19 protein-coding genes are annotated in these 22410 nt (G+C 57.0%); 9 read left to right on the forward strand and 10 right to left on the reverse strand.

Annotated features, from left to right (window positions below):
* Positions 1–56: 56 nt before the first annotated feature.
* The 8 genes from GH722_00510 to GH722_00545 all read right to left on the reverse strand — a co-directional run bounded on the left by GH722_00510 (position 57) and on the right by GH722_00545 (position 8850).
* A complete protein-coding gene (locus GH722_00510) occupies positions 57–734 on the reverse strand; it encodes a transglycosylase SLT domain-containing protein (protein MRG70234.1) in 678 nt (225 codons plus the stop codon).
* A 6-nt stretch (positions 735–740) separates the two neighbouring features.
* Positions 741–1631 (reverse strand): hypothetical protein, encoded by an 891-nt coding sequence (locus GH722_00515; protein ID MRG70235.1) that lies wholly within the window; start codon positions 1629–1631, stop codon positions 741–743.
* 83 nt (positions 1632–1714) lie between these two features.
* Positions 1715–2665 carry a dimethyl sulfoxide reductase anchor subunit gene (locus tag GH722_00520; protein ID MRG70236.1) on the reverse strand — a complete coding sequence of 317 codons (951 nt, stop codon included), beginning with the start codon at positions 2663–2665 and terminating at the stop codon, positions 1715–1717.
* A 4-nt stretch (positions 2666–2669) separates the two neighbouring features.
* Positions 2670–3425 carry a 4Fe-4S dicluster domain-containing protein gene (locus tag GH722_00525; GenBank protein ID MRG70237.1) on the reverse strand — a complete coding sequence of 252 codons (756 nt, stop codon included), beginning with the start codon at positions 3423–3425 and terminating at the stop codon, positions 2670–2672.
* A complete protein-coding gene (locus tag GH722_00530; GenBank protein ID MRG70238.1) occupies positions 3422–6304 on the reverse strand; it encodes a molybdopterin-dependent oxidoreductase in 2883 nt (960 codons plus the stop codon). Before GH722_00530 ends, GH722_00525 begins: the two co-directional genes overlap by 4 nt.
* 148 nt (positions 6305–6452) lie before the next feature.
* On the reverse strand, positions 6453–6686 hold the full coding sequence (locus tag GH722_00535) for a hypothetical protein (GenBank protein MRG70239.1): 234 nt from the start codon (positions 6684–6686) through the stop codon (positions 6453–6455).
* 15 nt (positions 6687–6701) lie between these two features.
* Positions 6702–8069: a glutamate--cysteine ligase gene (locus GH722_00540; protein ID MRG70240.1), complete on the reverse strand. Its 1368-nt coding sequence runs from the start codon at positions 8067–8069 to the stop codon at positions 6702–6704.
* A gap of 25 nt (positions 8070–8094) precedes the next feature.
* A complete protein-coding gene (locus tag GH722_00545) occupies positions 8095–8850 on the reverse strand; it encodes a 16S rRNA (uracil(1498)-N(3))-methyltransferase (GenBank protein MRG70241.1) in 756 nt (251 codons plus the stop codon).
* Positions 8851–8886: 36 nt separating this feature from the next.
* Between GH722_00545 and GH722_00550 the strand changes: the two genes are divergently transcribed.
* Both GH722_00550 and GH722_00555 read left to right on the forward strand, forming a co-directional pair.
* Positions 8887–9810, forward strand: a complete 924-nt coding sequence (locus tag GH722_00550) for a 4-hydroxybenzoate octaprenyltransferase (protein MRG70242.1) — start codon at positions 8887–8889, stop codon at positions 9808–9810.
* On the forward strand, positions 9811–10455 hold the full coding sequence (locus GH722_00555; GenBank protein MRG70243.1) for a methyltransferase: 645 nt from the start codon (positions 9811–9813) through the stop codon (positions 10453–10455).
* On the opposite strand, the gene GH722_00560 is transcribed toward GH722_00555, so the two are convergent.
* Both GH722_00560 and GH722_00565 read right to left on the reverse strand, forming a co-directional pair.
* Positions 10452–11177: a hypothetical protein gene (locus GH722_00560; protein MRG70244.1), complete on the reverse strand. Its 726-nt coding sequence runs from the start codon at positions 11175–11177 to the stop codon at positions 10452–10454. The genes GH722_00555 and GH722_00560 overlap by 4 nt on opposite strands.
* A complete protein-coding gene (locus tag GH722_00565; GenBank protein MRG70245.1) occupies positions 11174–13651 on the reverse strand; it encodes a GAF domain-containing protein in 2478 nt (825 codons plus the stop codon). The genes GH722_00560 and GH722_00565 overlap by 4 nt, the downstream gene beginning before the upstream one ends.
* 111 nt (positions 13652–13762) lie before the next feature.
* Between GH722_00565 and GH722_00570 the strand changes: the two genes are divergently transcribed.
* The 7 genes from GH722_00570 (at position 13763) to GH722_00600 (ending at position 22410) form a co-directional block, all read left to right on the forward strand.
* Complete coding sequence (locus GH722_00570) at positions 13763–15256, forward strand: UbiD family decarboxylase (GenBank protein MRG70246.1); 1494 nt, start codon at positions 13763–13765, stop codon at positions 15254–15256.
* Between the two features lie 68 nt (positions 15257–15324).
* Positions 15325–16671 (forward strand): TldD/PmbA family protein, encoded by a 1347-nt coding sequence (locus GH722_00575; protein MRG70247.1) that lies wholly within the window; start codon positions 15325–15327, stop codon positions 16669–16671.
* Between the two features lie 57 nt (positions 16672–16728).
* Entirely contained in the window at positions 16729–18534 is a 1806-nt protein-coding gene (locus GH722_00580; GenBank protein MRG70248.1) for an ATP-binding cassette domain-containing protein, read from the forward strand.
* Positions 18535–18550: 16 nt separating this feature from the next.
* Entirely contained in the window at positions 18551–19252 is a 702-nt protein-coding gene (locus GH722_00585; protein ID MRG70249.1) for a DUF374 domain-containing protein, read from the forward strand.
* A 21-nt stretch (positions 19253–19273) separates the two neighbouring features.
* Complete coding sequence (locus GH722_00590; GenBank protein ID MRG70250.1) at positions 19274–20569, forward strand: glycosyltransferase; 1296 nt, start codon at positions 19274–19276, stop codon at positions 20567–20569.
* Complete coding sequence (locus GH722_00595) at positions 20556–21509, forward strand: tetraacyldisaccharide 4'-kinase (GenBank protein MRG70251.1); 954 nt, start codon at positions 20556–20558, stop codon at positions 21507–21509. Before GH722_00590 ends, GH722_00595 begins: the two co-directional genes overlap by 14 nt.
* Complete coding sequence (locus GH722_00600) at positions 21502–22410, forward strand: lipid A biosynthesis lauroyl acyltransferase (GenBank protein MRG70252.1); 909 nt, start codon at positions 21502–21504, stop codon at positions 22408–22410. Before GH722_00595 ends, GH722_00600 begins: the two co-directional genes overlap by 8 nt.

A 22410-nucleotide genomic window follows, 5' to 3' on the forward strand; every position in this document is an offset into this window, starting at 1 on the left:
GCCCCTACACGCAAAAATCATGACTTCATTGATTTGTTGGCAATCAATCCGGTACGTCAACCACCCTCACCCGTTTCCGTAACAGGAAAGTCATCCAATGTCCGTTCTGCGATCCGTAAACGAGTAGCGAAATCCCGACCACTGAAGGCATCATCAGACGATCCGGTGATCGCAGATGCCCGCACCGGAGCCGGGATATCAATGACTGTTATTTTCGCCCCGTCGTCAGTTACCTGCTGTTCAGACAGTCCAGCCCATAACTGCTGCTGAAAACCATAGATCTTCTTCCAGGCCATAACCCTCGCGATATATCCCAGTGTATAGTCGTGGGGCTGCCATTCATCACCCGGCGTCAGCGACCCGCCATTGTAATGCGAGAGCGCCAGATCCCACCGGTTATCATAGCGAAGGTAGAGCTGACGGAGGAATTCAACGCCGATGCGAACATTGGTCCGGGGGTCACGGAGTGCGCTCTCCTCTACCCCGAACTCGCCTTTACCGGTTTGCGGCATGATCTGCATGACACCGATGGCACCGGCTGGACTGACTGCCGCCGGATTGAATCCCGATTCAACACGCGCAACCGCCATTGCCAGTGAGGGCGGCACACCCGTTGCCCGCGCCTGACGCAGAATCAGATGCTGAATTTCAGGATAGGGTATCTCCGCAGCCGAAGCCGCTGATGACGACAGACAGAGGAGAGCCACAACAACCGGAGCAATCCGCCAGCGCATCACCGCTCACCCCGCCGACTTCGGCAGCTTCCGGACCACAAAGCTGTCGCCCGTAAAGGCGACCCGCCCCTGAACACCGAGATAATCCAGCATCTTCCGTAAATTACGGTTCATCCGCGCTGCTTCCGCCGTGGTCTCATACCAGTATTCCGCATGAAGCTGCATAACCCGGACAGGCCGGTAGGTCCGGTAACCGCTGAACGCGACGAGATATTCCTCAATACGGGTAATCTCAGCGGTCGAGAACTGTTCAAAAGCAAGGCTGTAACTTCGGACAAGTCCCTGTTTCTCTGTAATCCCGGTCAGATTGTCTGTCTGTCCCTGTATGGCACTCTCAATATATGCCGACAGGATGCTTCCGAGATCGCGGGAGAGAATCTCCGCCTGATGGCCCGCGATCTCCAGAATACAATCACGGCCACAGCCAAGCGGTGCATGACGGGGCTTCGGAAAGGCGGTCTCAAACGCGCCCAGCCGCTCGCCTGAACTGACATTCACGATGCGACCCGTCACCCGGGTCCGGATAACCTTTGCATAATTGCCGCTCTCGGCATTCGCATAGATAGTGTAGAGAACAAGAAGGTCGACAGGGGGTGTCGTGACAGCCCGGGCACCCCCGATCACCTCGCCCTCATCCCGGCGGCTGCGCCCGGTCTCCAGCGTGCCCAGTGAGACCGCTGTTTCATCGACAACCCGATATCCCCTGTCACGCAACTGGCGGACCAGACCATCCTCAACCCGCTGATTTATACGGTTCGTACGGACAACAGAGTCCGGATCACGGTCAATACCCGCAACCATGACGACCGGCCCCTCTGCCGCTACAGCCGGATGACCGGCACAGGCAGACAGCAGCAACAGCGTCGCAATCAGGGCATGAGCGAATAACAGCCGCATATCGTGGTCCTTCCCGTAACGATCATACAGGAAGGTTATGAAGGGCCGAGAGCGAATTTAGCCGGGGTCACCCGGATTTTTCATCAGGCAGCCTTCGCGCCATAAAACAAGGTCACGACATGCTTCGCCTCAGCGAAGAACAGCCAGCGTTCAACAAACACGCCAACGCTGACCAGAACCGCCGCCGCCAGAAAGACAATGATATCCCAGCCCCCGGCCAGAAAAGCACCCGCAAGCGATAACAGAGCAGGCGCGACAAAACCGCAGAGAACGGCAATCCGCCGCAATTTCTCAGCGTGTTTCCGGGCGACCTTGAAGCCCATTTCCCGCATCAGATAATTGGCTTCCGTATGCGGTCCTTCCAGCATGGAAACCTTGCCAATGCGCCCCAGTCCGGTCGCACTTTCCGGGGTCGAGGGATGGCTGGTCGTATCATTACGCTTCCATGCCCCCATCTTCGTCGCCCAGGCCACGAGCACTGCCGACATTGTCAGGATCGACAGACCAACTCCGGCGCCTTCACCCAGTACCGCAGAGAACAGGCAGAACCAGACAGCGCCGGTGGCAAGCGCCAGTGTGAGATAGCTGCCCAGCGTCCAGCGGCTATGCCACTGGTGAATTGTCGCCAGACTGGCATAGATCATCGCCGTGCAACCGACGGTCACAACAGCACCGATTGCGGCAAGGCCGCCGAGCAGGGCAAAGACCCCATCGTTGCTTTCAAGAAAAACCCAGCCCGCAGCAAACAGACCGGCCGGAACATAGGTCAGCAGGGCGACAACCCCTTCACGCGACAACCAGGATGTCCGCCACTGGCTCATCGCCCGCCAGGCACGTTCCGGATGGCCGAGGTGAAAGGTGGAACTGAGCAGTCCGAATGTCACCAGCGCCAGAGCAAAACCAAGCCCCACGGTGCCGAACCAGCGGTCAGCAGTCAAAAGCCCCAGAAACGCGCCAAGTCCATAAAAGAACAGCAGACCATATCCGATACCGGATGTCGTCGTGAACAGGATAACCGAGAGAGCGGGATGCATGATTTTACCTCGACAACAGCCGGTCGACCCAGCGCAACAACGGATTATCGGTATCGACGACGCTATCCAGCGAGGCCGTCGCACCGATATCCACGGCTTCAACACGCCGCTTGCGTGGCGGCAGATACTTGTTCGTTGGCTTGTAGCCCATCTCTTCCATCAGGTCATATCCGCCACGGTCTTCAACCAGCTTCGAGACATCCGAGTCCGGATCGCCGAGATCACCGAAATGACGGGCGCTGACAGGACAAGTCGAGACACAGGCCGGAACCCGGTCGATCTCGTCAAGATTCTCATTGTAGATGCGGTCAATGCACAGCGTGCACTTTTTCATCACACCTTCGCTGGCATCATATTCACGGGCACCATAAGGACAGGCCCAGCTGCAGAGTTTGCAGCCGATGCATTTGTCTTCATTGACCAGCACAATGCCGTCTTCCACCCGTTTGAACGAGGCGCCCGTCGGGCAGACGGTAACGCAGGCGGCATCTTCGCAATGCAGACAAGATTTCGGGAAATGCACGGTCTGGCTTGTGCCAACACCGCATTCGCCGCTGCCATCTGCTTCGAAGGTGTGAATGCGGTTGAACCAGACACCCGTCTGATCCGGACCATAGGGGTCAAGATCGGTCAGCGGAGCCGCGTGACCGCCAGCATTCCATTCCTTGCAGTTCACCGCACAGGCATGACAGCCGACACAGATATCCAGATCAATGACGAGGCCGAGCTTTTTCTCCGTCGTCTGGGGTAATGTGGTCATCCTTCGCCCCTTTCCTTGCGGAAACTCTGCCCATATTTGAGGATTGCCGGTCGTTGCGGAAGACCTTCCGGCGTCGGTAATGTCGGGAACTGTGGTTCGGAGACCGCATCATGATCACCCGCCACTTTCTCCACCTTGACCCTGAGGTCATACCAGGCGGCCTGTCCCGTTACCGGATCAGAGTTTGAATAGCGGTGGCCGTCACTGCGCGCCGGCAGCAGTTCGGAAATCACATGATTGAGCAGGAACCCCTTTTGTGATTCCCCGGCTTTCGGATCAAGATTCCAGGCACCGGAACGTTTACCGATCGCGTTCCATGTCCAGATGGTATCGTCGTTGACACCATCCATGACAGCGACCTGCGCCTTGATGTTCCCATGATGGCTGGTCACCCGGATCCAGTCATCATCCGCAATCGACAGTCGTTCTGCCAGTTTGCGTCCGATATACATCTTGTTGGAGCCGGTGATCTGACGCAGCCAGGCGTTCTGTGACCCCCAGGAATGATACATCTGCATCGGGCGCTGGGTCAGCGCATGCAGCGGATATTCTTCCTCGTCAATCATCGTCCCTTCGAACGGCGCATACCAGATCGGCAGCGGGTCGAAATAGGCATCGACGCGGGCCCGGTGGCGTTCCGGCGGCTGACGGTCACCATGACCACGGGCCGCAAGCCTGAACTTCTGCAACGGCTCGCTGTATATCTGAAGGACGATCTGTTCCGCCTTCGGCACAAAGCCGACGGATGCCGCCCATTCCAGATAGCCCTTGTTCGCCATCTTGTAGAAACGATGTTCTTCCGGGAACTCATAGTGAGAGAAACAGCCGTTCTCGATATATTTTTCCAGCTGCTGCGGATTTGGCGCACCCTTGCCCCAGGACTCGCCGTCCTCACCGCGCCAGCCGGCCAGCATACCGATACCCGGTGCCCGCTCATGATTGACGATGTAGTCCGGATAGCCGCCGGGATATTTCGGCGAACCATCTTCATTCACCAGCCCCGGCAGACCAAGTCTGGCACCGAGGTCAATCAGCATCGACTGGAACGGCCGTACATCCCGGTCCAGTTCAACCACCGGCTGACGGATTGAATCAGCAGCACCATCGGCCTCACAGATCGGACGGTCCAGCAGGCTGATACAGTCATGCCGTTCCAGATAAGTGGTATCCGGCAGCACCAGGTCCGCATAGGCGACCATTTCGGAATAATAGGCATCGGAATAGATGATCCGGGGAATCTTGTACTCACCCGTCTCCTCATTCTTGTCGGTCAGCATCTCCATGACACCCTTGGTGTTCATCGAGGAGTTCCACGACATGTTGGCCATGAACATCATCAGCGTATCGACAGGATAGGGATCACCCTTCCAGGCATTCGTGATGACCATATGCATCATGCCGTGGGCAGCGACCGGGAATTCCCAGCTGAACGCCTTGTCGATGCGCATCGGCTCGCCATCTTCATCAACCAGCAGGTCTTCCGGACCTGTCGGAAAACCGAGCGGCGGGCCGTTCAGCGGCGTATCCGGGGCACAGCTGTTGCCCGGCTTGATGCCCGGCGGGATCGGCTTTGGAAATGGCGGTTTGTAACGGAACCCGCCGGGGCAATCGATCGAGCCGATCAGCATCTGCAACAGATGCAGGGAACGGCAGGTATGGAATCCGTTGGAATGGGCAGAAATACCACGCATCGCATGCATGGAGACCGGACGACCGATCATCTTGTCATGCTTGCGTCCGGCCCAGTCTGTCCATTCAACGTCGATTTCAACCTGTTCCTCGAAGGCAACATGAGCAAGCTCGGCAGCTATGCGACGGATGTTGTCAGCACTGACCCCGGTCCGCTCCGACACCGCTTCCGGCGCATATTGCGGATCCAGATAACGCTCTGCCAAAAGCTGGAACACTGTCACAGCCTTACCGCCACCGGGCAGGTCGGCTTCACCGATCAGGCGGGGCTTGATTTCAGCCAGGTTGGCACTGACCAGTTCACCGGTCTCACTGTCAACCATCAGCGGATCACCATTCGCATCGCGCGCGAACAGGCCATCATCTGCGCCGCCGGGGTTCCGGGTCACCAGCCATGGCGAATTGGTGTAGCGCACCAGATATTCGACATCGATCTTGTCGGCCTTCAGCAACTCATGCACCAGCGACAGAACAAAAAGCCCGTCAGTGCCAGGCCGGATACCAACCCATTCATCTGCAATCGCGCTGTAGCCGGTCTTCACCGGATTGACCGAGACAAACTTGCCACCCAGTCCCTTGAGCTTACCGAGGCCCATCTTGATGGGGTTCGAATCATGATCTTCCGCAACGCCGAACATCATGAAATAGCGCGTCCGCTCCCAGTCCGGCTCACCAAATTCCCAGAATGAGCCACCGATGCTGTAGAGTCCGCCTGCCGCCATATTGACGGAACAGAACCCGCCATGAGCGGCATAGTTGTAGGTGCCGAACTGTGACGCCCACCAGCCGGTCAGTGCCTGGCTCTGATCACGACCGGTAAAGAAAGCCAGTTTCTTCGGGTCTGTCTTGCGGATATTACCGAGCCAGCCAGTCGCCGTCTGCAGCGCCTCTTCCCACTCGATCTCCTTGAACTCACCCGAACCACGAGGGCCAACCCGTTTCAGCGGTTTGGTCAGCTTTGCCGGGGAGTTCTGGGTCATTATCCCGGCAGACCCCTTGGCGCAGAGGACACCCCGGTTGACCGGGTGATCCCGGTTGCCCTGAATGTAACGAATGCTGCCATCCAGCATGTAGACCTTGATGCCACAGCGACAGGCACACATGTAACAGGTCGTATATTTGATCTCGTCAGCCACTTTCGGCGACAGATCAACAGCGTTTGATGGGTCGGTTCTATCTTTACGCGACATCATTCCCCCTTGGTTACGCGACAACATAACCACTTGTACGGACTATACAATTAGCCAGCATACTGATTTTCACCGGACCAGCACGATCTGGCTACTCAGTTCTTTTGGGGGTGATCTTCAGAATAAATGAAGACCAGTCAAAATGACTTCAGGAAGTCTTCTCGATAAGGAATACGAACCGGCCATCCTTCTCGTCACTTTGCAACAGCCGGTGCCCCGTCGCTTCTGCAAACGCTGCCATATCCGCCTTTGACCCGGGGTCCGTCGATATCATCTTGAGTATCTGCCCAGTCTCCAGGGCTGCCAGTGACTTTCGGGTCTTCAGCACAGGCAGAGGACAGTTCAGGCCACTGGCATCAAGGATGGCATCGGCGTCACGCATCAGGCGATATCCATTTCAGTAAGCATAGTCACGGAAGGACGGCTCCACAGAACGGTTCCATTCATTTTCATACTTCTCCAGCATTTCCTCGGCCGGTGTCACACCACTGGCAACCGTCTCATGCAGGGCATTCAGAAAATGGGTTTCATCCAGTGCCATGGAACTTAGGCGGGCACGGCGCTTGAGACCGGTCTTCGAAATCGCCAGAACCTCGCGGGCGATTTCCCGGACCGTGACATTCCTGAACGGCGTTTTCAGTGCAAGGGTCGGAACATTGTCCCGCAGTTCCTGCTGCTCATCGATGGTCCAGTCCTTGACCAGATCCCAGGCTGCATCGAGCGCTTCGTCGCAATAAAGCAAGCCAACCCACAATGCCGGCAGGGCGCAGATACGTCGCCAGGGACCACCATCAGCTCCTCGCATTTCAAGAAACTTCTTCAGCCGGACTTCCGGGAACAGGGTCGACATATGATCTTCCCAGTCCCCCATACCCGGAACCTGCCCCTGAAATCCATCAAGCGAGCCGTTCATGAAATCCCTGAAGGATTTTCCTGCCACATCGTTATAGACGCCGTCACGATAGACAAAATACATCGGCGTATCGAGCACGTGATCGACATAGCGTTCAAATCCGAATCCGTCTTCGAAGACAAAGGGCAGCATGCCGCAACGGTCGTTATCGGTATCGGTCCAGATATGGCTGCGATGACTCAGCCGCCCATTCGGCTTGCGCTCACTGAACGGTGAGTTGGCAAACAGCGCTGTCGCAATCGGCTGCAGGGCAAGGGAAACACGGAATTTCTTCACCATGTCCGCTTCAGACGCATAATCCAGATTCACCTGCACGGTACAGGTGGTCTTCATCATCTCGAGACCCATGGTTCCGACACGCGGCATATAGTCGCCCATGACCTTGTAGCGGCCTTTCGGCATCCAGGGTACCTCATCAGGTGTCCAGATCGGGTTAGATCCGAAACCTGCGAAGCCAATTCCCAGCGGCTCGGCCACCGTCTTGACCTGTGCCAGATGGCCATTCACCTCTGAACAGGTCTGATGGACGGTCTCAAGCGGGGCACCAGACAGTTCAAACTGTCCGCCCGGTTCCAGCGAAATCGAAGACCCGTCACCACGGCTCAGGGCAATCGGATTGCCCTTTTCCATGACCGGCATCCAGTCATACTGGGTCAGGCCTTCCAGCAGGGCACGGATGCCATCTGGTCCGTCATAAGCCAGCGGACGAAGTGTATCCTTATGGAAGGCAAATTTTTCATGCTCGGTACCAATCCGCCAGGCAGAAGGCGGCTTTGATCCGCTTTCCAGATATTCGACTAACTGGGTTTTCGAGGTGATCGGATTCGCGTTACCGGCGGAAGGTGCAGACATTTCAATTCCAAAACTATTAATTCAATCAATCCCGCAATGCCTGCGGCACAGGAGGGGCCTCACCATCGCCGCAGACAGACTGCCAGATCGCAAGGCTCGTCAGAGCGGCTGTCTCGGCCCGGAGGATCCGCGGACCAAGACTTACGGGGACAAAGTTCGGCAGAGTTCGCAGCAGGTCAAGTTCGGATTTCTCATAGCCACCTTCCGGTCCGCTAATACATGCCGCCGGATGACCCGCCTTTGCTGACATCGCCACAGCCGCAGAACCCCCGGAACCCGCTTCATCCAATACGAATGCAACCCGGTCATCAGGCCAGGCTGACTTCAGGTCAGACAGTTTCACTGCTTCGTGAACGGTTGGAATATCCAGCCTCTCGCATTGTTCCGACGCTTCAATGACCTGTGCTTTCAGCCGGTCCGTGTTAACCCGGCTGACAATGGTTCGCCGGGTAATGACCGGCAGCAGGTCAGTGACTCCCAGTTCCGTGGCTTTCTCGATCAGAAAATCCATCCGGTCTTTCTTGATCGGCGCAAAGACCAGCCAGAGTTCGGTTGCCTGCTGCTGTGCACGGCGATTTTCCCCTACCTTCAGCGTGACAGACTTACCCGCATCGGCGATCTGGCTGCGCCATTCACCCTGCCGCCCGTTGAAAAGCCGCACGGAAGCTCCGGCATTCAGCCGCATAACAGATCTGAGATAGTGGCTGCGCTGTTTATCCAGCCTTATCTCATTGCCTTCCCCGAGGTCATCGTCGACAAACAGTCTAGGCGCAGCCATCATCAGCCCATTCAAAATTCAATTCAGTTGCGATATAGCATGAACACCCGGACTTCCACAGCCAGTGACATTCCCCGTGACGGCCTTTTCGAGAAAGCCGTGCCTGCACCATTGCAACCCTATGGACGCCTGTCCCGTCTGGACCGTCCTATCGGCACCTGGCTGCTGCTGCTTCCCTGTCTGTGGAGCATCGCCATGGCGACTCCGGGCTGGCCGACCAGCAGCACACTGACTCTGTTCGCACTGTTCTCCATTGGCGCCGTGCTGATGCGCGGTGCCGGCTGCACCTACAATGACATTGTCGATCAGGACTTCGATGGCCGTGTCGCCCGCACTGCCGACCGACCCATTCCATCCGGCGCCGTCTCGGTCAAAGGGGCCCTGGCATGGCTGGCCATCCAGTTGCTCATCAGTCTGTTTATTCTGCTGACCTTCAACAATATGGCGATCATGCTTGGTGTCGCTTCCCTGCTGCTGGTCCTCATCTATCCACTGATGAAACGGGTGACCTATTGGCCACAGTTCTTTCTTGGACTGGCCTTCAACTGGGGTGCCATCATGGGCTGGGCCGCAGTTCGTGGTGATCTGCAGATCTGGCCTGTGGTGCTTTATATCGCCGGGATATTCTGGACCCTTGGCTATGACACAATCTACGCCCATCAGGACAAGGAAGACGATGCGCTGATCGGGATTAAATCAACAGCCCTGCGGTTTGGCGATACCAGCCCGGTCTGGATTGGCGGGTTCTACGCGGCGACCACCGTTCTGCTGCTGATTACAGCCTATGGTGCGGGCTATGGCTGGATAACCCTGGCCTTTATCGCGGCTGGCGCGGTGCAACTGGTTTGGCAGGTTAAAACCCTTGATGCTGATGATGCCGCCGATTGCCTGCGGAAATTCAAATCGAACCGGTTTTTCGGTTGGCTGGTGCTCGCGGGATTCCTGATCCCACCGCTGGGCTGAATGGACGCCCGCACCTTCGTTATTGCCAACACCGAACTGATCACGGTCCCGTTCACACCGGAAATCCGTCTGCATCTCGCCACAGAAATCACACCGATCTGGCAGGCAACAGAGGATGAACTGTCGGAACAGGGATTACAGCCGCCATTCTGGGCTTTCGCCTGGCCCGGCGGTCTTGGTCTTGCCCGGTACCTTCTGGATCATCCGGAAACGGTCCGGGGTAAAACTGTACTGGATTTTGCCTCCGGCAGTGGTCTGGTTGCCATCGCGGCCTGTCTGGCTGGTGCACAACGGGTTGTTGCCGCTGATATCGACCAGTTCGCTCTTGCTGCAATCCGGGAAAATGCCGCCGCAAACCAGGTCGATATGGAAGCCACACAATCGAATTTTCTGGATCAGGAGATCTCCGGCTTTGATGTCATTCTGGCGGGCGATATCTGCTATGAGAAACCACTGGCCAGACGGGTGACAGACTGGTTACAGAAAGCCGCTGCAGCAGACGTCAGCGTATTACTCGCCGACCCCGGCCGCACCTATTTCGATCAGGTGAACATGAGCTGCATCAGCCGTTATGACATCCCGACATCACTGGAACTGGAAGACCGGATTACCCGGTCCGTCGGCGTCTGGCGCGTCGGAAGCTAGGGCCAGAAAGTATCGTCAGGCAGAATTGCTGTCTTCTTCAGCCTATCCCGTCGCCGGTTTCGCTCATCGGTATTATCGATGGTCATCCCGATAAAGTCTTCCATCGCCGATCCCGGATGCAGACGGTCACTGACCAGCTTTTGGACTTCCTGCTGTGTCAGCCCCCGTCGTTTCCTGCCCCGCACCGTAAACCCCGCAAGAGGCACAGCTGACCCATCATCGTCCGTCAATGCACCATGAAGTGAAATATAGGCACCCGTCCGGGGGCTTTTCAGGCCAAACCGCCGGGACAATGCCGGTCGGGCAATCCAGCCCAGTCTGTAATTGACGCCCAGCGCTTCGGTTTCGTTCATGCGTTCCAATTGCTCATCGGTCAGCCACAGCACAGCACTGCGCAGTGACAGCCCCGCAGCCTCTGTCAGCGTTGCCGGTACGGAACCATAGGCAGAAAAATGAGCGGAATATACGGTATCGACATCCCGTAAGGTAACCATCGAAACGGGTACAATATCCTGCGGTTCAAACTTCCGGCGAAGCTGATCAGGCGCACGGTTCGAGCCTGCCGCGACGACCGCATGCCGGGCCTGTGACCCGATATCCTGAAAGACTTTCTGAAACAGGGGGTCACCCGGCGTGAAAACCCGGTGGTCACTGAATATCCAGGGCGGTTTCGGAGCCGGGTAAGGGTAATCGAGGGCGCGTTTCAGGCGATCAGAGATCACTCCGCCGCCTTTGGCAGATATTGTTCGATGTCAACTTCATCAATCTGCTCAGGCAACAGGTACTGTTCGGCGTATTTCTTGTAGGCACCAGACTTCAGGAAAAGTTCGAACAGATCGGGATCGATATGCTGGTCCTTGTTCATGAAGCCCATGATCTTGATGGCTTCAGACAGGGTTTTAGCTTTCTTGTAGGGTCTGTCTGCCGCCGTCAGGGCTTCAAAGATATCAGCAATCGCCATCATCCGCGCAGGAAGTGACATCTGCGCCCGTTTCAGTTTCCGCGGATAACCGGACCCGATCATCGTTTCATGATGTCCACCGGCATATTCCGGAACCTTTGCCAGGGTTTTCGGGAACGGCAGCTGTTCCAGCATGATGATCGTCTGAACAATATGGTCGTTGATCTTGAAACGCTCTTCGGGCGTCAGGGTCCCCCGTCCGATCGACAGGTTGTAGACCTCACCGAAATTGTACATATGCTCCGGCACATCCAGCCGGAAACCGAACTTCATATATTCCGTACTGTTGTCGCCTTCCCGGTAGACAATATGCTCTTCCTTGTCGACAAGCAGATTTTCCTCGACCGGCAGATCCTGAGCCGGCGTCCGGGCTTTCCGCTTTTCTTCCTCATGACTGAGACCAAGCCGGTCATCCAATGTACGCGTCCACTTCATTGACGCGATTTCCTTCACCCGGTCGACTTTCTCCGGCGCCATGAATTCGCCGCCGACATTGGCCTCCGCAATGAAGGCAAAATCGTCATCCAGTTTTGCCCAGCGTTCTTCAAGTTCGGCCTGCAGTTCAGCTTCAGGACGTACACCTTCAGCGACCTGCTTGTAATACTCAATGACCGCATCCCGTTTGAGCACTTCAAACCGCATCCGCACTTCATGGATACGGTTATAAATGGTCTCAAGCTTGGTGGATTTATCGACAACATATTCAGGTGTCGTGACCTTGCCACAATCGTGCAGCCAGGCCCCGATATGCAGTTCGTAACGTTCATCCTCGTCCATCGAGAAATCCGCGAACCGGGAATCATCAGACTCCGCCGCCGCTTCCGCCAGCATCATCGTCAGTTCCGGCACCCGCTGACAATGACCACCCGTATAGGGTGACTTGGCGTCAATCGCGCTGGCTATCAGCTCGATGAAGGCATCCAGCAGATCCCGCTGGGCCTGCAGCAGCATCTGGTTATCCAGCGCAATCGCCGCCTGCGAAGCCAGGGCTTCGATAATCGGCTGAACTTCCTGACTGAATGGCAGAATTTCCTGACTTTCAGGATCCTGCGCATTCAGCAGCTGAATGACACCAATAACTTCTGCCGCATTGTTCTTCAGCGGAACAGTCAGAAAGGATTTCGACCTGTATCCGGTCCCTTTGTCGAATTTCTTGGTGCCGGAGAAGTCAAAATTTTCCGCCTCATAGGCATCCGGAATATTGCTGGTCTCACCGGTCAGCGCGACATGGGTCGCGACGTTGAAATAATTCGGTTCACCATTGATTTCGTCATACAGGCGCAGCGGCGGGAACGGAATGTCCTTACCTGTCGTGCCGCCCATGGCAATGTTCAGGGAATCCGTCCGCATGATGGCGAATTTCAGCTGGTCGCCATCACTGTTGATATTGAAGTGCAGTCCCGAACCATCGCGTTTGCGCTCTGTCTTGCCCCGAAGATACAGCGTTCCACCATCCGCATTCGTGATCGACTTCGCTTCAAGCAGAATGCGTTCCATAAGGCGGTCACGATTACGCTCAGCCGACAGGGCCATGCCGATATCGTTAAGCCTGCGGTTCAGGATCTGATTATCGAGTGCAATACCGGCCTGATTCGAGAAAATGCCGATCGCCTGACAGATATCTTCGGAGAAAACACCACCCTCGCCCGGATCGGTCAGAACCAGAACACCGACAACCACATCATTATTATTGCGAAGCGGTATGGCAAAAATCGCTTTGGGTTTCCATCCGGGAATGCCTGCCAGACAATCAACCGAAGCAATTTCGAGCCCTTCTGAATCCGCACGATCCGCAACAAGTACCGGCTCTTCCTTCATCGCAGCCAGCGCAACGATATCTGAAAAGATCGGATCGCCGGTTTCATGATCGAAAAGTTCCAGTTCCGGAATACTGGGGTCAGCCGCCGGAGAATCGGCGCCACCATATGTAATCGTGGAGCTGTTCAGCCGACCAGCTGTTGGAACAAGCGATTTCTTGTCATTGGAACGAAGATAGAGGAATGCGCCGTCTGATTTTGCAAATATCTGGGACTGATCGACAATCAGCGAGATCAGCCGGTCAAGATGGCGTTCCGCAGAGAGGGCTATTCCCTGCTCAATCAGCCACTTGCAATGCCCCTCCGGAACCGTAACTCCTGCCAACCTTATCGCTCCGTTTCCGGCAGAATTATCTTCTGCACGGTTATCATTCCCACCTGTCGGGAAGACTCTGACCGCCGCTATCATCATTTGCAAGAGTGGCGTGCAGATTGTTTTCGCATTGCAGACAGATTAGCTTCCGCAACAGAGTATCCCGTATCGTTCGGCGGGATCATCATCACCGGAATTCACTCGAAAGCAGTGCCGATGCCGTTCAAGTCCCTGCGCGATTTCATCCAGATACTCGAAGAACGCGGCGAACTGGTCCGCGTCAAGACAGAAGTAAACCGCGAGCTTGAGCTGACAGAGATCCAGACCCGCCTGCTGGCTGAACAGGGACCGGCCGTCCTTTTCGAAAATGTAACAGGCAGCGACATGCCGGTTCTGGTCAACCTGTTCGGTACGGTAGAGCGCGTCGCCCTGGGCATGGATCGCACCCCCGGCGAATTACGGTCAGTCGGCGAAACCCTGGCCTTTCTGAAACAGCCGGAACCGCCGGGCGGGTTTGGCGATCTGCTCGACAAGCTGCCGCTACTAAAATCCGTCCTCGCCATGAAACCGAAGACAGTCAGCCGGGCACCCTGTCAGGAAGTCGTTCTGACCGGCGACGATATCGATCTTGCCCGCCTTCCCGTGCAGGGCTGCTGGCCGGGTGAACCGGCGCCGCTGATTACATGGCCGCTGGTCGTGACGAAAGGGCCCGGCGGCGACAAACGGGATGCCTACAATCTGGGTATTTACCGGATGCAGGTGACCGGGCGGAACACGACGCTGATGCGCTGGCTGAAACATCGTGGCGGTGCGCAGCATTATGGCCGCTGGAAGAACCAGCATCGTGAGCCATTGCCGGCAGCGGCCGTGATTGGGGCTGACCCCGGCACCATTCTGGCTGCCGTCACACCAGTCCCGGACACCCTGTCGGAATATCAGTTCGCCGGCCTGTTGCGTGGCAGGAAAGTCGAACTGGTGGACTGCAAAACCGTCCCGCTGAAAGTCCCGGCGGAGGCCGAGATCGTTATCGAAGGCCATGTCTCACTGGATGAATATGACGATGAAGGCCCCTATGGCGACCACACCGGCTATTACAATTCCGTAGAGCCGTTTCCTGTCTTTCATGTCTCTGCCATCACCATGCGGAAGAAACCGATCTATCTTTCAACCTTCACCGGTCGCCCGCCGGATGAACCCAGTGTGCTGGGCGAAGCGCTGAACGAGGTCTTTATTCCACTGTTGCAGCAGCAATATCCGGAGATCACCGATTTCTGGCTGCCGCCGGAGGGATGTTCCTACCGGATTGCGGTCATCTCCATGCGCAAGGCCTATGCCGGGCATGCGAAACGGGTGATGATGGGCGCCTGGTCATTCCTGCGCCAGTTCATGTACACGAAATTCATTATCGTCGTGGATGATGATATCGACGCCCGGGACTGGAAAGATGTGATGTGGGCGATCTCAACCCGCATGGACCCGGTACGCGATATCGTGACGGTGGAACAGACGCCGATTGATTATCTGGACTTCGCCTCACCGGAAAGCGGCACCGGCGGCAAGCTTGGTCTCGACGCGACCAACAAGCTGCCCGGAGAAACTCATCGTGAATGGGGTGAAAAAATCCGCATGCGTGACGATATAGTCGAACTCGTTACTGAAAAATGGGACAGTTATGGTCTGCCAGGCAGCGGTAAGCCGATCTGGAAATAGAGCCTGTACTGGACAGATCGGACCAGTCCGATACAAACCAAGCCAACTTAAGCGGAAGAGGCCAGATTATGGGTGATGCCAAGCGCAATCCGACGGATTTGCTTCAGCAACTGATGGACCGGGCCCGCAAGGCCGGAGCCGACGCCGCCGACGCGGTTTATGTCGAAGGTACCTCGGTATCTGTCAGTTACCGGATGAGCGAACTTGAATCGCTGGAACGCTCGGAAGGCGCTGACCTGGGCCTGAGGGTCCTGATCGGTCAGCGACAGGCCTGCGTTTCCTCCTCGGATGTCACCGAGGAAGCCCTGCAGGAACTCGCTGAACGCGCTGTCTCGATGGCCCGTGAAGCGCCGGAAGACAAATATGCCGGTCTCGCCACCCCGGAACAGCTTGCTACCAACGTTCCCGACATCGACAGCTATGATCCTGTCGAGCCTGATCTGGAACAGATGAAAGCCAATGCCCTTGCCTGCGAGGCAGCAGCCCGTTCAGTCGAAGGAATATCCAACTCGGAAGGAGCCGATTCAGGCTGGGGCCGCAGCCGGGTTGCGGTCGCCGCGACCAACGGCTTTGCACGCACCTATCAGGGCACCTATCACAGTCTCTCCGTTTCTGTTCTGGCCGGTGAAGGCACGAAAATGGAACGGGATTACGATTATCGGACCGCCGTTTACGGCGCTGACATTCCGTCACCTGAATCGATTGGCCTGAAAGCGGCTGAGAAGACATTGCGCCGGCTCAATCCGCGTCGCGTACCAACACAGAAAGTACCCGTCGTCTTTGATCCGCGTGTCGGCGGCAGCCTGATCGGACATATGACCGGCGCCATCAATGGCAGCTCCATTGCCCGGGGCACCAGTTTTCTGAAAGACCGGATGGGCGACAAAGTCTTTGCCGATGGCGTCACCATCGTCGAAGACCCGCACCGGCCACGCGGCTTGCGCTCCAAACCCTTCGATGCCGAAGGCATTGCCAACAAACGCCGCAACCTGATCGACAATGGTGTCCTGACGACATGGCTGCTGGACCTTGGCACCGCCCGTCAGCTCGGGCTGGAGACAACGGGCCATGCCTCACGCGGCACCTCGTCACCGCCGTCACCTTCAGCAACCAATCTGCATATCGAGCCCGGCACGCTGTCGGCAGAAGACCTGATCAAAGAGGTTGGCACCGGGTTTTACATCACCGAACTGATCGGTTTCGGGGTCAACGGTGTCACCGGCGATTACAGCCGTGGCGCCTCCGGATTCTGGATCGAAAATGGTGAAATCGCTTATCCGGTCTCCGAGCTGACCATCGCCGGAAACCTGAAGGACATGTTCCTGAACCTGACCCCGGCAAGTGATCTGGAGTTCCGCTATTCAACCAACGCCCCGACCCTGCGGGTCGATGGCATGACCGTCGCCGGCGGCTAAGGCGCACATGACACAGCGGCTGATACTTTCCATTGCTGACGGGATGGTTTGACCAGAATGGCATTGCCCGACTTGATCATCGATACAGAACATGCAGATACCGGCAAACTGCTGCGCAGGCTGGTAAAAAGTTATGTCCGGCCATTCATTGGCAAAATATCGCTGGCTATCTTTTTCATGCTGATCTTCGCCGGGGCAACCGGCGGCGTTGCCCTGCTGATGGAAAATGTTGTCGACGAGGTATTTGCCGCCGGGCGTGCTGATGCCCTCTGGTGGGTTGCTGGTGCTGTCGTAACCGTCTTCGTGGTTAAAGGCGGCGCGAATTACATGCAGGCGCGGATCATGGCCTTTGTTGGCCTGAAAATTATCGCCAATATCCAGAACCAGCTTTACCGCCATGTCATCGGTCTGGATCTCGCGTTCTTTCACGGCAGCGGCGCCGGTCGTCTGATCACACGTTTTACCAATGATGTGACCCTGATCCGGACCGTTGTTTCCAACGGGCTGACCGCGCTCGGCAAAGACCTCATGTCTGCCGTCTTCCTGATTGGCGTCATGTTTTATCAGGACTGGAAGCTGGCAATCATTGCAACGGTCGTCCTGCCGGTCGCCATCCAGCCGCTTGCGAGACTGGGGAAACGGATGCGCCGGGTGACGGCCAACACCCAGGCTGAATTCGGAGAATTCTCGAACATTCTCAATCAGACATTTCAGGGTGCAAGGCATGTGAAGGCCTATGCCATGGAGCAATATGAGGCCGAGCGGGTCGACAGTGTCGTCAACCGCATCTTCATGATGACCTTCAAATCGACCCGTATCCGGGCTGCCGTTTCCCCCCTGATGGAAACGCTGGGCGGAATCGCTGTTGCAATCATCGTTGTCTATGGCGGCAACATGGTGATTGCCGGAGAAACCACCCCCGGCAAGTTCTTCTCCTTTGTGACCGCCCTGCTGCTGGCTTATGAGCCATTGAAGCGTCTGGCCAACATCAAGATGAATTTCGAGGAAGGTCTCGCGGCCGCAGAGCGGGTGTTCCGGGTTCTCGACTATCAGCCGACGATTAAGGACCGTGATCCGGCCGTTGACCTGAAAATCTCAGGCGGGACAGTAAGGTTTACCGACGTCACCTTTGCCTATGGTGAAGATATCACCGCCCTGAAAGGGCTCTCCCTGACAGTTCCCGCAGGCAAGACGGCCGCACTGGTCGGAATGTCCGGTGCAGGAAAGTCGACGATTCTCAACCTGATCCCCCGCTTTTACGACATTCAGAGCGGCGATATCACTATCGACCAGCAGGATGTCCGCCATGTAACCCTGCAATCCCTGCGTCAGGCCATTGGCCTGGTCAGTCAGGAAATCACCCTGTTTGACGACACCATCCGGGCCAACATCGCCTATGGCAAACTGGACGCGACCGACGAGGAAATCCGGGAGGCCGCCCGCAAGGCCGCAGCACTGGATTTCATTCTGGAACAGGATCAGGGCTTCGAAACACAGGTTGGCGAGAACGGGATCAAGCTGTCCGGTGGCCAACGCCAGCGCATCGCCATTGCCCGCGCAATGCTGAAAAACGCCCCCATTCTGCTGCTGGATGAAGCAACCAGCGCCCTGGATACCGAGTCTGAACGGCATGTTCAGCAGGCGCTTGAAACGCTGATGCAGGACCGCACGACACTTGTCATTGCCCACCGTCTGTCGACAGTTATCGACGCTGACATCATCTTCGTGATCGATCAGGGGCGCGTTGCCGAAAGCGGCAGCCACGACGAGTTGATGGCACAGGACGGTATCTATGCCCGCCTCTATGCGATGCAGTTCTCTGAGCAGTCGGCAGACACCCCTTTGCCGGTCGGCAGCCCGTGACAGGCTGTGCCTGACCATGTCGGTTCTCAAAAAACTGACATCCTCAACAAGCTTCCAGCGCTTTGCGACCTGGCTTGTCGCCCGCTATGTCCGTTTCATTTACCGGACCGGGCGCTGGTCAATCGAAGGCCGAGAACATCCGGAGAAGCTGCTGGCAGATAACCAGCCCTTCATCATTGCCTACTGGCATGGCCGCCTGCTGATGCTGACCTGTGCCTGGACCTACGCACCGACCCTGAACCTGCTTATATCCGAACATCGCGACGGCCAGCTGATTTCCCGGACTGTCGGTCATCTGGGACTGGCGACCATATCCGGTTCGACCAACCGCGGCGGGGACAAGGCACTGCGGGCCATGATCCGCGCCCTGCGGAAGGGCGATATGGTCGGCATTACACCGGATGGCCCACGGGGTCCCAGAATGCGCGCCAGTATCGGTGTTGCCGCACTGGCACGGCTGGCCAAAGCCCCCGTCATCCCGATTACCTGCACGGCAAACCGGCGCAAGATATTCCGCTCATGGGACCGCTTTATGCTGCCCTGGCCATTCTGTCGCGGGCGGATAATCTGGGGCACCCCGATCTGGCCGGGCGAGCACATGGATGCTGAAGCGACTGATCAGTTCCGCCAGACAATCGAGGATACCCTCAACAAAATGACGACAGAGGCTGATCAATCTTTCAATCTTGCTATAATTGAGCCACAAGCCGTTTCCTGAAGCACGGGATTCCATGTCCAGATGATCTATGGCCTCTACAAAGCTGCGACCATTGCCGGGCTACCGTTGATAAACGGTCTGCTCGCAAAGCGTCTGCGTAGCGGCAAGGAAGACCGGCTGCGGATCAATGAGCGGCGGGGTCGCACCACACATGCCAGACCTGACGGCAGACTGGTCTGGGCACATGCCGCCAGTGTCGGAGAGTCCCTGTCACTGTTGCCGCTGATCGGCCGGATGACAGAACGCTGGCCGGATATCAGGTTTCTGGTGACCACGGGCACTGTTACCTCAGCCGCCCTGATGGCTGAGCGGCTTCCCGCATCAGCCTTTCATCAGTTCATCCCGCTTGACCGTCCGGCCTGGGTTTCACGCTTCCTCGATCACTGGAAACCTGATCTGGCGATCTGGGCAGAATCTGAACTCTGGCCGAACATGCTGATGGAAATGCGTAAACGCGGCATTCCCAGCATTCTGGTCAATGGCCGGCTGTCCGAACGCTCGGCGAAACGCTGGCATCTGGCCCCCTCATTATCAAAAGCACTGCTGGGCGGATTTGATATCTGCCTCGCACAAAGTCTTGAGGAACGGCAGCGTTTCGCGTCACTGGGTGCCCGAAACGCCAAGGCGCTCGGTAATCTGAAATTTGCAGCCCCCCCCTTGCCGGTGCGCGAATTTGACCTGGCCCTGCTCCGGAAGTCCATCGGTGACCGGCCGGTCTGGCTGGCAGCGAGCACGCATCCGACAGAAGAAGCCGTTATCGCCGCCGTTCACCGCAAACTGAAAGACAAACATCCGGACCTGCTGACGATCATCGTCCCCCGGCACAACACCCGCGGGCCGGAAGTGGCTGACGAACTTGCCACGATGGAACTTTCCGTGAGCCGCCGGGCCGCCGGTGAGACCCTGCTTCCCGCAACCGATATCTATGTGGCAGATACAATGGGGGAACTGGGATTGTTCTATCGCATTGCCCCTGTCGTCTTTGTTGGGGGGTCACTGATCCGGCACGGGGGACAAAATCCACTGGAACCGGCACGGTTCGGCTGTGCCATTCTGCATGGTCCCAACATGTTCAACTTTTCTGAAATCATGGGCGACTTCACCAGCTACGACGCCAGTATTGAAGTGACAGACGCTGATGGTCTTGCCCAGGCTGTTGATCAGTTGCTCAGCCAGCCGGAAACCCGTAACCGGGTTGGCGAAAATGCCCGGCAGCGGTCTCTGGCACAGGCCGATGTGCTGGATAACGTGACCAACGAAGTCGCCCGTTTTCTGGATCATCCGGCCGACCATAGCGACGACCGTGCAAGCGCCTGATTTCTGGCGCACCCAACCGGGGTTTTGTGCTTACCTGCTCTCGCCCCTTGGCCTGATCTACAGCCGAATCTCGGATTCCAGATCAGCCCGGCAGCCCGCTTATAAAAGCAATCTTCCGGTCATCTGCATTGGCAATGTCGTCATGGGTGGCGCCGGAAAGACGCCGGTCGTCCAGTCGCTGGCACACAGCCTGAAATCCCGGAACCTTCATATTCTGACCCGCGGCTATGGCGGTCAGGAAGCAGGTCCCCTGCTGGTTGATCCCGACCGACATACGGCCCATGACGTTGGTGATGAAGCACTGCTGCATGCCCGCACCGCACCGACATGGATCGCCCGCGACCGGGTTGCAGGATGCAAGGCCGCCGAAGCGGGCGGGGCCGGGGTAATCCTGATGGATGACGGTTTCCAGAATTCATCCCTGCACAAGACACTCAGCCTTCTGGTGGTTGATTCGGATTACGGCTTTGGCAACGGCTTGCCTTTCCCGGCCGGTCCGTTGCGGGGAACGGTCACGCGCTCACTCAGTCGCGCTGATGCCATCATTCTGATTGGCAATGCCCCGATGGAATTACACGGATATACAGGGCCGGTTTTCAGGGCCCGCATTGCCCCCACTGACACAACGGCTTTCCGTGGCGCCAGCGTTGTTGCTTTCTCCGGCATCGGCCGACCGGAGAAGTTCTTCCGGACACTGACAGAATCCGGTGCCAGTATCCGTGCCCGTCGCGCCTTTGCCGATCATCATCCCTTCACGCGGGCAGAAATTCAGGAACTTGTTGCTCAGGCCGACACCGAAAAGGCCCGGCTGGTGACAACCGAAAAAGATATCGTCAGGGTTCCTTCAGACCTGCAGTCAATGGTGCAGGTGTTGACTGTCCGCCTTCAGTGGGAGAATAACGGCGATCTCCTCGACATGATTGAACAGGCCAATGTCTAACCAAGCCGGTATCGGCGCCTTTCTGAAGACCCGTATCCTGCACCCGGTTCAGGCTGGCCTCATCATGTTCGTGCTGTGGACATTCCGTTTGCTGCCTATCGACATGGCATCAGCCATTGGCGGATGGTTCGCACGCCGGATCGGCCCGATGCTGAAGGTCCACCGGATTGCACTCAACAATCTGCGCCGTGCCTTTCCGGAAAAAACGGAAGACGAGATTGCGAAGATTGCGACAGGCATGTGGGATAACCTTGGCCGGACGGCTGGTGAATACCCGCATCTGCACCGTTTCGACCTTTATGCAGATACGGAGCGATTTACCGTCAGAGGCAGCGAGAATGTCCGCCTTCTGCGTGACGATAATGTCAGCGGGATTTTCTTTTCAGGCCATATCGGTAACTGGGAAATCGTCTCCCTTCCGGCGACACAGAACGACCTGCCGCTAACAAGGATTTATCGTGAGCCCAATAACAAGGCCATGCGCTGGCTTTTCCACTCCGGTCGTCAGGCTGTTACCGGCGAGCTTGTCCCCAAAGGATCCGACGGCGCGAAGGCTGCCATGAAGGCGCTGCGCGATGGCCGGCATCTTGGCATGCTGGTTGACCAGAAAATGAATGACGGTATCGAGGCACGGTTATTTGGTCAGCCCGCAATGACCGCTCCGGCGCTGGCGCTGTTTGCCCTGAAATTCAAATGCCCGGTCGTCCCAGCCCGGGTGAAGCGCCTTCAGGGGGCGCATTTTGAAATTGATATTCTGCCACCGATGACCCCGCCTGACCCCAGTGGCGACCGGCAGGCTGATATCCTGGCCTTCACCCAGCAGGTCAATGACCAGCTTGAAGCCTGGATTCGGGAAGCTCCGGAACAGTGGTTATGGGTTCACAAGCGCTGGCCCAACTGA

The organism is Alphaproteobacteria bacterium HT1-32 (genome assembly GCA_009649675.1).
Lineage (GTDB): Bacteria > Pseudomonadota > Alphaproteobacteria > Rhodospirillales > HT1-32 > HT1-32.